The sequence below is a fragment of the Mycobacterium sp. E3251 genome (genome assembly GCF_001666835.1).
Lineage (GTDB): Bacteria > Actinomycetota > Actinomycetes > Mycobacteriales > Mycobacteriaceae > Mycobacterium.
Window position 1 is genome coordinate 1 of sequence record NZ_LZJF01000072.1, and the last position, 12,201, is coordinate 12,201.

Genomic DNA, 12,201 nt, shown 5'->3' on the forward strand with positions numbered 1-12,201 from the left:
GAAGGCGCACCGGCGCTGTTCGACCTGCCCCACCGCGGGCCGATCTATCCCACACCGGCCGGGCTCGTCGCCGCGGTGCCCGATTGGTCGCAGCGCCCGCTGCCCTTGGTGGCGCTGTATCTGCGCCGCCCCGACGCCAAACCGATGGCGGCGCGCGGATGACCGCCCTGGGCGAGCCCGTGACGCTCGGCGCCCTGGTCCCCGCCGACGCGGCGCGCTGCGCCGAGCTCGAACGTCAGCTGTTCGACGGTGACGACCCCTGGCCCGCGGCGGCGTTCAATCGGGAGTTGGCGAGCCCGCACAACCATTACGTCGGTGCCCGGGCCGGTGGCAAGCTCGTCGGGTACGCCGGCATCTCGCGGCTGGGACGCACCCCGCCGTTCGAGTACGAGGTCCACACCATCGGCGTGGACCCCGCCTATCAGGGGCAGGGGATCGGCCGCCGGTTGCTCGACGAGCTGCTGGTCTTCGCCGACGGCGGCGTGGTCTTCCTCGAGGTGCGCACCGACAACGAGGCGGCCATCGCGCTGTACCGCAGCGTGGGATTCGAGCAGATCGGCCTGCGCCGGCGCTACTACCGCGCGAGCGGGGCCGATGCGTACACGATGCGCCGGGGGGCCCGCCCGTGAAGACCATCCTGGCCATCGAAACCTCCTGCGACGAAACGGGAGTCGGCATCGCGCGGCTCGACGGCACCGGTTCCGAGGCCACCGTGACGCTGTTGGCGGACGAGGTGGCGTCCAGCGTCGACGAACACGTCCGCTTCGGCGGCGTGGTCCCCGAGATCGCGTCGCGGGCGCACCTGGAGGCGCTCGGCCCCACCATGCGCCGCGCGCTCGCCACGGCCGGGCTGGAGAAGCCCGACATCGTCGCGGCCACGATCGGGCCGGGTCTGGCCGGCGCCCTGCTGGTGGGAGTGGCTGCGGCCAAGGCGTATTCGGCCGCGTGGGGGGTCCCCTTCTACGCGGTCAACCACCTTGGCGGGCACCTGGCGGCCGACGTCTACGAACATGGGCCGCTCCCCGAGTGCGTGGCGCTGCTGGTATCGGGCGGCCACACCCACCTCCTGCATGTGCGCTCCCTGGGCGAACCGATCGTCGAGCTGGGCAGCACCGTCGACGACGCCGCCGGCGAGGCCTACGACAAGGTGGCGCGGCTGCTCGGGCTGGGCTATCCCGGCGGCAAGGTGCTCGACGACCTGGCCCGCACCGGTGACCGCGACGCCATCACCTTCCCGCGCGGCATGACAGGACCGCGTGACGACCCGTACGCCTTCAGCTTCTCGGGGCTCAAGACGGCCGTCGCCCGCTACCTGGAGAGCCACCCGGACGCGGTGAACGCCGATGTCGCCGCAGGTTTTCAGGAGGCCGTCGCCGACGTACTGACCATGAAGGCGGTGCGCGCGGCGACCGGGCTCGGCGTCTCGACGCTGCTGATCGCCGGGGGAGTGGCCGCCAATTCGCGGCTGCGGGAGCTGGCGGAACAGCGGTGCGCATCGGCCGGGCTGACGCTGCGGATCCCCAGGCCCCGGCTCTGCACCGACAACGGGGCGATGATCGCTTCCTTCGCCGCGCACCTGGTGGCCGCCGGTGCGGCGCCGTCCCCGCTGGACGCGCCCACCGACCCTGGGCTGCCGGTGGTAAAGCCCAGGTCAGCTGATCGCCCGTAGCGAACATCGCGGACGCACCGGGGCGCCCTTGAGTGCTAGCACTCTCGTGTATAGAGTGCTAGGTGGCAATCGGCCAAACCCTGTGCCGGCACCCGCGACGACGGCGCCCGGGCTCGGACGACTGCCGAATCCCTTGATAATTCCGGGGCACCCGCCCCGGACCCGATCTAACTAGTGGAGGGCTCCCATCGTGGCGAAGGTGAACATCAAGCCACTCGAGGACAAGATTCTCGTGCAGGCCAACGAGGCCGAGACCACGACCGCGTCCGGTCTGGTCATTCCTGACACCGCCAAGGAGAAGCCGCAGGAAGGCACCGTCGTCGCAGTCGGTCCCGGCCGCTGGGACGAGGACGGCGAAAAGCGGATCCCGCTCGACGTCTCGGAAGGCGACACCGTCATCTACAGCAAGTACGGCGGCACCGAGATCAAGTACAACGGCGAGGAGTACCTGATCCTGTCGGCGCGTGACGTGCTGGCCGTCGTATCGAAGTAAGCATCGTGTCCCGCCCCGGCGATCCCCGCGCATGGCCGCGGGTGATTTCCGGGGCGGCATGCGTTAGTGAGGAGCCTGATGAGCAAGGTTATTGAGTACGACGAGACCGCGCGCCGCGCGATCGAGGCCGGTGTCAACGCGCTGGCCGACGCGGTCCGCGTGACGCTGGGGCCGCGCGGCCGGCATGTGGTGCTGGCCAAGGCATTCGGCGGGCCAGCGGTCACCAACGACGGCGTGACCGTCGCGCGCGAGATCGACCTGGAAGACCCATTCGAGAACTTGGGTGCGCAACTGGTGAAGTCGGTGGCCACCAAGACCAACGACGTGGCGGGTGACGGCACCACGACCGCGACCGTGCTGGCGCAGGCGCTGGTCAAGGGTGGCCTGCGCCTGGTTGCGGCCGGCGCCAACCCCATTGAGCTCGGCGTGGGAATCTCCAAGGCGGCCGACGCGGCGTCCGAGGCGCTGCTGGCGGCGGCCACCCCGGTGTCCGGCAAGGAAGCGATCGCTCAGGTGGCGACGGTGTCGTCGCGCGACCAACAGCTCGGCGAGCTGGTCGGCGAGGCGATGACCAAGGTCGGCACCGACGGCGTGGTCAGCGTCGAAGAATCCTCCACGCTGAGCACCGAGCTGGAGTTCACCGAGGGCGTCGGTTTCGACAAGGGTTTCCTGTCGGCGTATTTCGTCACCGACTTCGATTCGCAGGAAGCCGTGCTCGACGACCCGGTCATCCTGCTGCACCAGGAGAAGATCAGCTCGCTGCCCGATCTGCTGCCCATGCTGGAAAAGGTCGCCGAGTCGGGGAAGCCGCTGCTGATCATCGCCGAGGACGTCGAGGGCGAGGCACTGGCGACGTTGGTGGTCAACTCGATTCGTAAGACGCTCAGGGCGGTTGCGGTGAAGGCGCCGTTCTTCGGCGACCGGCGCAAGGCGTTCCTCGAGGACCTCGCGGTGGTTACCGGCGGCCAGGTGATCAACCCCGACGCGGGCCTGCTGCTGCGCGAGGTCGGCACCGATGTGCTGGGCTCGGCTCGCCGCGTGGTGGTCAGCAAGGACGACACCATCATCGTCGACGGGGGCGGCTCGAAGGATGCGGTTGCCGACCGGATCAAGCAGCTGCGCGCCGAGATTGAGAAGAGCGATTCCGACTGGGACCGCGAGAAGCTGCAGGAGCGGCTGGCCAAGCTGGCCGGCGGCGTTGCGGTGCTCAAGGTCGGTGCCGCCACCGAGACCGCGCTCAAGGAACGCAAGGAAAGCGTCGAGGACGCCGTCGCGGCGGCCAAGGCCGCCGTCGAGGAGGGCATCGTCGCGGGCGGCGGGTCGGCGCTCATCGGGGCGCGCAGCGCGCTGAAGGAGTTGCGCGGGTCGCTGTCCGGCGACCAGGCGACGGGCGTCGACGTGTTCGCCGAGGCGCTTGCGGCCCCGCTGTATTGGATCGCCACCAACGCCGGCCTGGACGGTGCGGTCGCGGTCAACAAGGTCGGCGAGTTGCCGGCCGGGCACGGCCTGAACGCCGCGACGCTGGAGTACGGCGACCTGATTGCCGACGGCGTCATCGACCCGGTCAAGGTCACGCGGTCCGCGGTGCTCAACGCGGCGTCGGTGGCACGCATGGTGCTGACCACCGAGACCGCGGTGGTCGACAAGCCCGCCGACGACCACGATGACCACGGCCATGGCCACGGCCACGGGCATCACCACCACCACTGAGTAGGCGAGACGTAAACACCCCCGGCCCTGCGGCCGGGGGTGTTTGCATGTTTGAGGTCTGCGGCTTCGGGCGCGGAATGCAACGGACAACCGACCGCGTTGCACATGAGCATGACTATTCGTCTCGGACTGCAGATCCCGAACTTCTCCTACGGCACACCAGTCGCCGAATTGTTTCCCGCCGTTCAGGCCCAGGCCCGCGAGGCCGAGAGCGCTGGATTCGACACCGTGCTCTTAATGGACCACTTCTACCAATTGCCGGGGCTGGGTGAACCCGACGAGCCCATGCTGGAGGCCTATACCGCGCTGGGCGCCTTGGCCACCTCTGTCGAGCGGGTGCAGTTGTCGACCCTGGTGACCGGCAATACCTATCGCAACCCGACCCTGCTCGCGAAGGCGATCACCACGCTGGACGTCGTCAGCGCAGGGCGAGCGATCCTCGGCATCGGCGCGGGCTGGTTTGAACTGGAGCATCGGCAGCTGGGCTTCGAGTTCGGCACCTTCACCGAGCGGTTCGAAAAGCTCGAGGAGGCGCTGCAGATCATCGCCGGAATGTTGCACGGCGAGCGCCCCACCTTCTCGGGCAAGTGGTATCGCACCGAGAGCGCGATCAACGAACCCCGCTACCGCGACCACATCCCGGTCATGCTCGGTGGCAGCGGCGAGAAGAAGACGTTCCGGTTGGCCGCCCGGTACGCCGACCACCTCAACATCATCGCCGACATCGATCAGCTGCCCGCCAAGCTCGACGTGCTGCGCCAGCGCTGCGCCGAAATCGACCGCGATCCAGCGACTTTGGAGACCAGCTCGTTGCTGACCGTCGTGGTCGACGGCTTCGGCGCGTCCAGCGACATCGGCGAGGCCCGCGGCGGCCGGGCGGTCACCGGGACCGTCGATCAGATCGCCGACGAGATCAAACGTCGGGTCATCGGCGTGGGAATCGACGGCGTGATCATCAACCTGCCGACCCACCGCTACACGCCCGGTGTCATCACAGCAGTGGGCGAGGCGCTCAGGCCGCTGGTCGACGCGCGCTGACGCGTGGCCCGCGTCGATTGCTAAGCTGGCCCACCATGACGTGGGGGGCACCAGCGTGAGCTATCCGCAGCAGTGGCCGCCGCAACCACCGCAATACCCCCAGCAGTGGCCGCCGCCGTACCCGCCGCCGTCGTACCCGCCCCCGGCGCCTGCGCCGCGCAAGACCAATGTCCTGCTGATCGTCGTGCTTGCGATCGCCGCGATCGTCGTTCTGGTACCGGTGGCGTTGGTCGGGTTCTTCCTGATCCAGGACATGGCGCGCGACGGCCGCGGCGAAAGCAAGAAGGCCACCTCGCTCTCGGACTTCGATGTGGTGTGCGATCGCGGATCGATCAGTAACGCCGCCACGTACCAGAAGCCGTACAAGATCGTCGCGTTCGCCCCGTATGACGAGCCGGACCCGATGCGCGAACTGACATCGATGCACTGGCGACAGGTCACACTGGATTCCCGTGCCGACTACGGGCCGACTGACAACAACTTCCAGTCGACGAATGTTGTTGCCTGCCTTACTCGCAAACCCGGAACCGAGGCGAAGTCACGCACCTGCGACCTCAAGACGGACGCGGGCGAACATATCGCCGTCGACTTGTACACCGTGCAGTACGACTTGGAACTCCGCGAGGCGAAGACCGGCAAGCGCATCGCACAACTGGGATCGGTGGACGGTCCGGCGGCCAGCTGCCCGTTCTTCGTATGGGTCAAGAAACGCGATCCGAAGTTGTACGCGGGACCAGATTCTGCGGCGGTCAATGCCAAGCTCGCTGAATTCGCGCACGGGTAACCGGTTTCCGCGCATGGCCCCCACGGTCGGCATCGGGGATGCTGCTAATCAGCAGTCAGCGGTCGTCGGTCCCGACGGCACGCACGAAGGCGTCGGCGAACATGTCGCAGACGGTGTCGATGTCGGGCAGCGTCCAGGCGGGCACATTCGGTAGGGCCGGCCGCGTGAGCAGATGGATCGCGATGGGTCCCAACAGTTGTTGGGCCAGCAGTGGCACGGGCAGGTCACGCATGTGTCCGGCGCGGATCTCGGCTTCGAACCAAAGACCGAGTATCCCGAGCATGCGCGGCGGGCCGTAGGCCGCGAGGGATTGCACGGCGGGACTGGTCGGCCGTGCGAAGGCTTCGGCGAATATGGCTGGGGCAACCCGGGGTTCGCGGCTCAGCGCGTCCGCCAGGGTGCGGTAGAAACCGCGCACCATGTCGGGCAGGTCACCGCTGGCGCGCGCGAGGTATTCCTCGATGTCCTGGATGGGGCTGTGGCGCTCGAAAACCGCCCGCACCAATTCGTCGCGCCCACCGAAGGCGGCATGGAGGCTGTAGACGGAGCAACCTGCGCGGGCGGCAACGGCCTCTAATGTTGCTGCGGCAAGCCCGGATTCGCTGATCAATGCCGCTGCGGCGGCGACCGCCCGGGTGCGGACGGGCGGCAGGCCGCCGGGGTCCACTCCCGCAGCACGAACGGCTTCATCCAGGGCGGTGCGTGAGCCGCCGAAGCGCCGCAGCAGGGTGCTGCGCGAGATCCCGGCCTCCGTGGCAATCGTCGCGACGGAAACGTCGGCGACGTCCTTGCCCAGCTTTTCCGCGGCGCGGAGTGCGGCGTCCACCACTTGTGGTGTCGACACCGGTCGGACCATTCCGCCTCCTCCGCCGCTGTGATACGTTACCTTATGTATGCTGCAATTGTATTTCATACTCCCTTAGGAGTGTCCGTACATGACGCGAGTTCTTCAGACCCGGGTCTGCGTCGCCGGCGGCGGGCCGGCCGGCCTCGTGCACGCGCTCCTGCTCGCCCGCGCTGGCATCCCGGTCGTTGTCCTGGAAAAGCACAACGACTTCCTGCGCGACTTCCGCGGTGACACCGTGCACCCGACCACCCTGCGGATCATGGACGAGCTGGGGTTCATCGACGAGTTCCTCCGCCTACCGCACACCAAGATCGACCGTGTCGCCTTCGACACCGACGGCTCGATTCGCACCTTCGGCAACTTCAGCGTGCTCAGACGACTCGGCTTCAAGCAGCCCTATATCGCAATGATGCCGCAGTGGGACTTCCTCGACTTCATCGCTGAAAAGGCTTCTGCCTACCCGGAATTCACCTTGGTCCGCAATGCCGAAGTCACCGACCTGATCTTCGATGGCGATCGGGTGGTCGGGGTGCGCACGCCGGAATTGGAGGTGCGGGCCGATCTGGTGGTGGCCGCCGACGGGCGCAAGTCCGCCGTGCGTGCCGCGGCGGGCCTGCGGACCGCGGCGGCGCACTCGCCGATGGACGTGCTGTGGTTCCGACTGAAATGGCGCCCCGGCGACCCCGAGGAGTTGTTCGCGGTGCTCCGTAAGGGCCTGATGATGGCCATGATCTACCGGGGTGATTACTGGCAGGTCGCCTACCTGATGCCCAAGGGTTCGAACCCTCGCGGCGGATCATTGGAGGAGTTCAAGGAACGGATCGTCACCGCGCAGCCGCGGCTTCGTGACCGCGTCAACGACTTGAGCTCGTGGGACGACACCAGCGAGCTCGATGTGCGGGTGGACCGTCTCGAGACATGGTGGCGTACGGGACTGCTCTGCATTGGCGACGCCGCACATGCCATGTCGCCGGCCGGTGGGGTCGGCATCAACCTCGCGATCGCCGACGCGGTGGCCGCTGCCAACATTCTGTTCGCCCCGCTGCGCGAAGGTCGGGTAACCGACGCCGATCTCGCGAAGGTGCAGCGCCGACGGGAGCTGCCCGCCCGGATTGTTCAGGCTTTTCAGGTGTTGATTCAGGACAGGGCGGTCGCGCCCAACTTGAGCGGGGATTTGTCCCCGATCCGCGTTCCGAAGATCGTGGGTTGGGGCCCGCTGCAGGCGATTCCACCGGTTTTCGTCGGGCGCGGCTTCCGCCCCGAGCATGTCCGCACTCCCGACGTACACGGCGCGGGGCAGGGGCGGTAATCGAAGCCGAAGGGGGCTTCCCCGCGTCAGAGCCCCGCGATGACGATGCCCACGCCCACCACGATTGCCACCGCGAGTGACACCAGCAGAAAGCTCACGATCCGTTCCTTTGCCGGCGAGGTCTCGTGATCGGCCGCCGCGATCGGCGCGAGGCGGCGCCCCGCGCCCCACGCCGAGGCGAGCAGGGTCGCCAGCCAGTTCGCGTAGGCGGAGTACACGATCAACACGACCGCCGCGATCCCCCAGGCGTTGGGCAGGTGGATGTGTGGCCACAGCAGGCCGAGTAGCACGAGGAACATCCCGTTGAGGACGGCCTCGAGGTGGCTCGACAGCGCCATCCGCGGGTTCTTCAGTGCCGGGATGGCGAATCCGGTGAGCAGGCCGATGAGAAAAAGGACCAAGCCGAGCGTGAAGAGCACCGTCTGCATGTCAGAAGACTAGGAGCGTTCGGCTGCTCTCAAGGCGTAAACCACCGCGGGCGTCTCGGCGAGTCGTCGCAGAGGTTTATGTGTCAGCGGGTTCCGGGCGGAAGGCTGGGCGGAGTCGTCGTCACAGTTGTAATCGGCGTGGACGTGTACGCCGGGCTGCTGGTGACGGTGACGGTGCTCGTGCTGGTGGACGGCGGCGGCACTTCGGTCGTCGTCGTGATCGTCGTGACGCTGGTCGTCGTCGAGGTCGACGACGTCGTCGTCGCGGACGCCGCGGCGAGCACACCGCAGGCCACCCGCTTGCCCGACTCACCGGTCGAAGCCCCGCTCAGGTTGTCCGCGTTCTGGTGGACGATCAGCGCGGTGCCCGAGCTGTTCCTCAGGTCCGAGGCGGTGAGCAGGCTGGTGGTGGTGACGAGTTTCGCCGAGCCGTCGTTGCGCACCTGCAACGCGGTCAGGTCACCGCTGGCCGGAAAGCCGGTGTGGCCCTGCGCCTGGTAGACCGATCCCGCGGACTCGAAGTCCCCCTCGCATTTGCCGACCCCGTGAACCATGAGCGCGTGGAAACCCGGGCTCAGGACTTGGTTTGGCCCGGCTTCCACGGTCACGGTCGCGTACCCGTTCGCGAAATCGATGGTGGCGGTGCCGACCTGGTTTCCGTCGGCGCTCTTCAACTGCGTGGTCATCCGCTCGGTGCCGGGGGGCGCGCTGGAGGACGTCGACGTGGCGGATTGGCCACCTTGCTGGTTTGAGCATGCTGCCAACGGTGCGATGGTGGCGGCAAGCGCCACGGCCGCGAAGGATACGCCCTTATTCATGGGCCGGTCGTACCCCGATTGGTCGCGGTCCAAACGACTAAAGCGAACTCAACAGGGCGGCGCGGCCTCGGACGCGAAGCTTATTGAGGGTGGATCGACGCAACCGGGTGATGCGCTCGACCATTCGATCTCCGAGTGCATCGAGCATCTCGGCGCTCAAATCTATTGGGGGCGGGCACAAATCGCGTTCCTCTTCGCTGGCGTGGGCGTCCAGGACCGTGACGAACGAGTGCCACTCGCCCTCGTATTGCGGCACGGTCGGCGAAGTCCGAAGTAGCACCGCCAGCTGATCCCAGACCTGGCGATGCTCCGCGTGGGCGATGGCCACCAGCGTGCTGGCCTCCGACACCGCCGGATAGAACAGGTCGTCCTCGATCCGCATGTGGATGTCGAGCTCGATCAACAACTCGTCGAGGGCGTCGTGGCGTTCGTCGCAATCCGGGGGTAGCGCGGTGATCGTCTCGCACAGCCCCCGCAAGACCCTGTGGTGTTCGAAAAGCACTTCGTAGGCATTCATTGCACCCCTCCCCGCACCTCCACAAATCCGTCGCGGATCCGGACCGGGTAACGCGGCAGTGTTGCCGTCGCCGGTCCGCGCAGCACTTCCCCCGATTCGCAGGCGAAGCGGGAGCCATGCCACGGACAAACGATGCGACCGCGATCGATCCAGCCGTCGTCCATCGGCGCACCGAGGTGGGGGCAGCGCGCACCGACGGCCAGGACTTGGTCGTCGGTGCGGTAGAGAACCACGCCGATGCCGTCCACCTCGACCCGCTGCGGCTGGCCGTCCAGGGCCGTCGCCGGCAACACCGGCGTCCAGCGGGCGCCACTGAGCCGAGCGCCCGAGCGGTCCACCCCGGCTCCCGATCCGTATACCAGAGCTCCGCCCAGATAGCCGCTACTCAGGGTGATGCCGTAGCCAAGCGCACTGCAAGCCATCCCGCGCCGATGGCGACCGTTGCGGCGGTCCCGCCACGACAACGCGTACAGGCTCGTCGCGACCCCGTTCAGCAAGCCATGGACAACGCCGACCCGTCGCGATTGCTCATGCGTGTGTTGCCAGTCCGTCAAACCGGTCGCGGCCGCCCCGACGCTCCCGGCGAGGCCGACACCCAACGCGAACCTCGACGCGTCGCGCCATTGCGCGCCACTTCCCGAGAGCATGGAAGCCGCATCCATCGCGACCGTCGTCGTGACCGCTCCCGTCGGCACCGACGTCAGCGCGGGATGCAGCGGATGGCCGAGCCAGGTGCCGTGCAGCGCATTGCTGACCCGGTCACGATGTCGGCCCATGGCCGCGAAGAGAAGCGTCAGGGCGTGCTCGAGGCGGTAGCTCGGCCGGTCCAGCCATTCCTGTCGTCCCAGGGCGGTCACTGCTGCGAGTAATCGTTGCTTCACGGCACCTCCTGTGCGCGTGAGCGAACCGACGCGGGCTCCTCTGCACGACGGAACGCCCGAAATTGGATTCAGCCAGCCGCGGCCAAGCCCATGACTGATACACGGACCGAGACGGCGAATCGTTCAACCGCGTCGTGCGAAAGGTGTGCTGCCCCTTGTGACGATTGATGAACCGCTAGGCCGAGCGGCGGATGCCGCGCGTGCGGCCGATGTCGCCCTTCAGCAACATGTCGCGCTCCGATTCGGACAAGCCGCCCCAAACCCCGTAGGGCTCACCGACTTCGAGCGCGTGGGAACGGCACTCCTGAATTACCGGGCACTGGCGGCACATTTCTTTGGCGCGCTGCTCGCGCTGCATGCGGGCCCGGCCGCGCTCACCGTCGGGATGAAAGAACATCGACGAGTCAACGCCGCGGCACAAGCCCTGCAATTGCCAGTTCCAGATGTCGGCGTTGGGTCCAGGTAGCTGCTCCGGCTGTGGCATTGGTGTTTCCCTCTCTGCACGGCACGCCCAGTAAGGTCAGGTTCGCGAAGCGATTGTGCAACTGAATTGAAGTGGCGTCACCGATGACTACCCGTCATGCGTAGACGTTAGGGCGGGCGGTGAATTTGCGTCAATAGCCACTTAGCCCGACAAAGTATGTAATGGTTATAAAAGAATTAACGCCGCGTTCATCTGCCACCCATTGTCGAAACACGCACCGTGCTACCAGGCAGTTGACCGAAACGAAATTTCCCAGCTCACGGGCCTGTGCGGGGCCGGCCACGATTAGTACAGGACCTATTGTGATTAACAGTTCGGTAACGCGAACAGCACAAACTGTTTACTCCTATCGTCGTGATTGAAACTCGTCACACTTCCGTGATTGGCGGAGAGTTGCACGCCGCCGCCTTCGGCGACCGGCCCGGTACTTGGCCGCTGCCGACCGCGGTCACGCCGGAGGGCTTATGGCTGCGCGCCGTCGCGGCGGGCGGGCAGGGCCGCTACGGCAGCGCGTACCGCGATTTGGCGGCGCTGCGGCGCGAAGCCCCCGCCGGCCGGCTGGCGTCGCTGGCCCACAGCACGCAGGGATCCTTCCTGCGCCAACTCGGTTGGCACATGCTGGCACGCGGGTGGGATGGGCGCGCACTCGCGCTGGCCGGCAGGGACGACGGGTCCGCCGAGGCGCGGGTCGACGCTCTGATCGGGCTGGCCGCCGACGCGCTGGGTGTCGATCGCTTCGCGGCGGCGGCGGCGTTGTTGGGCCGCGCGGACTCCGAGCTGGATGCCGGGCCGGTGCCCGAGCGGCAGCCGGTGCGCCGCGGGTGGGTCGCCGCCGAGCTGGCGATGGCCCGCGGCGACGGCGAAACCGCCGTCCGCCATGCGAACGAAGCGGTGGAGCTGGCGGGTGCCATGGCCGTCCCGTCGGCGCGGCACGCGGTCAAGAGCGAGGTGGTGCTGGCGGCGGCCCTGTGCAGCGCCGGGGACGTCGAGCGCGCGCGGGCGGTGGCGGAGGCGGCGCTGGACGCCACCGGCCGGCTCGGGCTGGTCCCGCTTCGTTGGGCGTTGGCGTGCTTGCTGATTGATCTCGGTAGCGTCACCGTTTCGACACAACAGCTGCACGAAATTCGCGATGTCTGCGCAGGCCAAGTGCGGCGCGCCGGTGCGACGTGGCGTTCCGCTTGAAATGGCCTCCGGGCCGTTATTGTCATTTCGTAAGTTAGCCC

At 67.5% G+C, this 12,201-nt stretch carries 14 protein-coding genes and 1 pseudogene; 9 read left to right on the forward strand and 6 right to left on the reverse strand.

Translation table 11 applies throughout. The annotated features are described in order from the left end of the window. The 7 genes and pseudogenes from A5697_RS10720 to A5697_RS10750 form a co-directional block, all read left to right on the forward strand. Positions 1-162: pseudogene (locus A5697_RS10720) on the forward strand (tRNA (adenosine(37)-N6)-threonylcarbamoyltransferase complex dimerization subunit type 1 TsaB); the annotation flags it as partial. Further along, positions 159-629, forward strand: coding sequence for a ribosomal protein S18-alanine N-acetyltransferase (rimI, locus tag A5697_RS10725; RefSeq protein ID WP_067944778.1), 471 nt, complete (start codon positions 159-161; stop codon positions 627-629). The pseudogene A5697_RS10720 and the gene rimI, both read left to right, overlap by 4 nt. Continuing rightward, entirely contained in the window at positions 626-1,669 is a 1,044-nt protein-coding gene (gene tsaD, locus A5697_RS10730; protein ID WP_068010313.1) for a tRNA (adenosine(37)-N6)-threonylcarbamoyltransferase complex transferase subunit TsaD, read from the forward strand. The genes rimI and tsaD overlap by 4 nt, the downstream gene beginning before the upstream one ends. 190 nt (positions 1,670-1,859) lie before the next feature. Next, entirely contained in the window at positions 1,860-2,162 is a 303-nt protein-coding gene (groES, locus tag A5697_RS10735; protein WP_007167930.1) for a co-chaperone GroES, read from the forward strand. Positions 2,163-2,240: 78 nt separating this feature from the next. After that, on the forward strand, positions 2,241-3,872 hold the full coding sequence (groL, locus tag A5697_RS10740; RefSeq protein ID WP_067944780.1) for a chaperonin GroEL: 1,632 nt from the start codon (positions 2,241-2,243) through the stop codon (positions 3,870-3,872). A gap of 111 nt (positions 3,873-3,983) precedes the next feature. Next, positions 3,984-4,910: an LLM class F420-dependent oxidoreductase gene (locus tag A5697_RS10745; RefSeq protein ID WP_068010336.1), complete on the forward strand. Its 927-nt coding sequence runs from the start codon at positions 3,984-3,986 to the stop codon at positions 4,908-4,910. A 40-nt stretch (positions 4,911-4,950) separates the two neighbouring features. After that, positions 4,951-5,694: a hypothetical protein gene (locus A5697_RS10750; protein ID WP_231972038.1), complete on the forward strand. Its 744-nt coding sequence runs from the start codon at positions 4,951-4,953 to the stop codon at positions 5,692-5,694. A gap of 55 nt (positions 5,695-5,749) precedes the next feature. On the opposite strand, the gene A5697_RS10755 is transcribed toward A5697_RS10750, so the two are convergent. Next, the gene (locus A5697_RS10755; protein WP_068010315.1) at positions 5,750-6,550 is read right to left on the reverse strand and encodes a TetR/AcrR family transcriptional regulator; all 801 of its coding nucleotides are present in this window, start codon (positions 6,548-6,550) and stop codon (positions 5,750-5,752) included. A gap of 79 nt (positions 6,551-6,629) precedes the next feature. Here A5697_RS10755 and A5697_RS10760 point away from each other — a divergent pair, with 79 nt between their 5' ends. After that, positions 6,630-7,850: an FAD-dependent oxidoreductase gene (locus A5697_RS10760; protein WP_068010317.1), complete on the forward strand. Its 1,221-nt coding sequence runs from the start codon at positions 6,630-6,632 to the stop codon at positions 7,848-7,850. Positions 7,851-7,876: 26 nt separating this feature from the next. Here A5697_RS10760 and A5697_RS10765 read toward each other — a convergent pair whose 3' ends face one another. From A5697_RS10765 to A5697_RS10785, 5 genes are all read right to left on the reverse strand, one after another. After that, on the reverse strand, positions 7,877-8,278 hold the full coding sequence (locus A5697_RS10765) for a hydrogenase (RefSeq protein WP_068010319.1): 402 nt from the start codon (positions 8,276-8,278) through the stop codon (positions 7,877-7,879). 83 nt (positions 8,279-8,361) lie between these two features. Then, on the reverse strand, positions 8,362-9,096 hold the full coding sequence (locus A5697_RS10770; protein ID WP_068010320.1) for a superoxide dismutase family protein: 735 nt from the start codon (positions 9,094-9,096) through the stop codon (positions 8,362-8,364). Between the two features lie 37 nt (positions 9,097-9,133). Continuing rightward, the gene (locus tag A5697_RS10775; protein ID WP_068010321.1) at positions 9,134-9,613 is read right to left on the reverse strand and encodes a hemerythrin domain-containing protein; all 480 of its coding nucleotides are present in this window, start codon (positions 9,611-9,613) and stop codon (positions 9,134-9,136) included. After that, the gene (locus A5697_RS10780; RefSeq protein WP_068010323.1) at positions 9,610-10,494 is read right to left on the reverse strand and encodes a Rieske 2Fe-2S domain-containing protein; all 885 of its coding nucleotides are present in this window, start codon (positions 10,492-10,494) and stop codon (positions 9,610-9,612) included. The genes A5697_RS10775 and A5697_RS10780 overlap by 4 nt, the downstream gene beginning before the upstream one ends. Before the next feature lie 175 nt (positions 10,495-10,669). Further along, positions 10,670-10,978 carry a WhiB family transcriptional regulator gene (locus A5697_RS10785; RefSeq protein WP_066907726.1) on the reverse strand — a complete coding sequence of 103 codons (309 nt, stop codon included), beginning with the start codon at positions 10,976-10,978 and terminating at the stop codon, positions 10,670-10,672. A 354-nt stretch (positions 10,979-11,332) separates the two neighbouring features. Here A5697_RS10785 and A5697_RS10790 point away from each other — a divergent pair, with 354 nt between their 5' ends. Further along, positions 11,333-12,160, forward strand: a complete 828-nt coding sequence (locus A5697_RS10790) for a hypothetical protein (protein ID WP_068010325.1) — start codon at positions 11,333-11,335, stop codon at positions 12,158-12,160. Positions 12,161-12,201 lie beyond the last annotated feature (41 nt).

What these genes read in the sequence shown, in the direction of transcription:
- A5697_RS10775 (WP_068010321.1), bottom strand. Translation starts at nt 9,613, where the DNA reads ATGAATGCCTACGAAGTGCTTTTCGAACACCACAGGGTCTTGCGGGGG.
- A5697_RS10760 (WP_068010317.1), top strand. Translation starts at nt 6,630, where the DNA reads ATGACGCGAGTTCTTCAGACCCGGGTCTGCGTCGCCGGCGGCGGGCCG.
- rimI (WP_067944778.1), top strand. Translation starts at nt 159, where the DNA reads ATGACCGCCCTGGGCGAGCCCGTGACGCTCGGCGCCCTGGTCCCCGCC.
- A5697_RS10755 (WP_068010315.1), bottom strand. Translation starts at nt 6,550, where the DNA reads ATGGTCCGACCGGTGTCGACACCACAAGTGGTGGACGCCGCACTCCGC.
- groL (WP_067944780.1), top strand. Translation starts at nt 2,241, where the DNA reads ATGAGCAAGGTTATTGAGTACGACGAGACCGCGCGCCGCGCGATCGAG.
- A5697_RS10785 (WP_066907726.1), bottom strand. Translation starts at nt 10,978, where the DNA reads ATGCCACAGCCGGAGCAGCTACCTGGACCCAACGCCGACATCTGGAAC.
- A5697_RS10765 (WP_068010319.1), bottom strand. Translation starts at nt 8,278, where the DNA reads ATGCAGACGGTGCTCTTCACGCTCGGCTTGGTCCTTTTTCTCATCGGC.
- A5697_RS10745 (WP_068010336.1), top strand. Translation starts at nt 3,984, where the DNA reads ATGACTATTCGTCTCGGACTGCAGATCCCGAACTTCTCCTACGGCACA.
- A5697_RS10770 (WP_068010320.1), bottom strand. Translation starts at nt 9,096, where the DNA reads ATGAATAAGGGCGTATCCTTCGCGGCCGTGGCGCTTGCCGCCACCATC.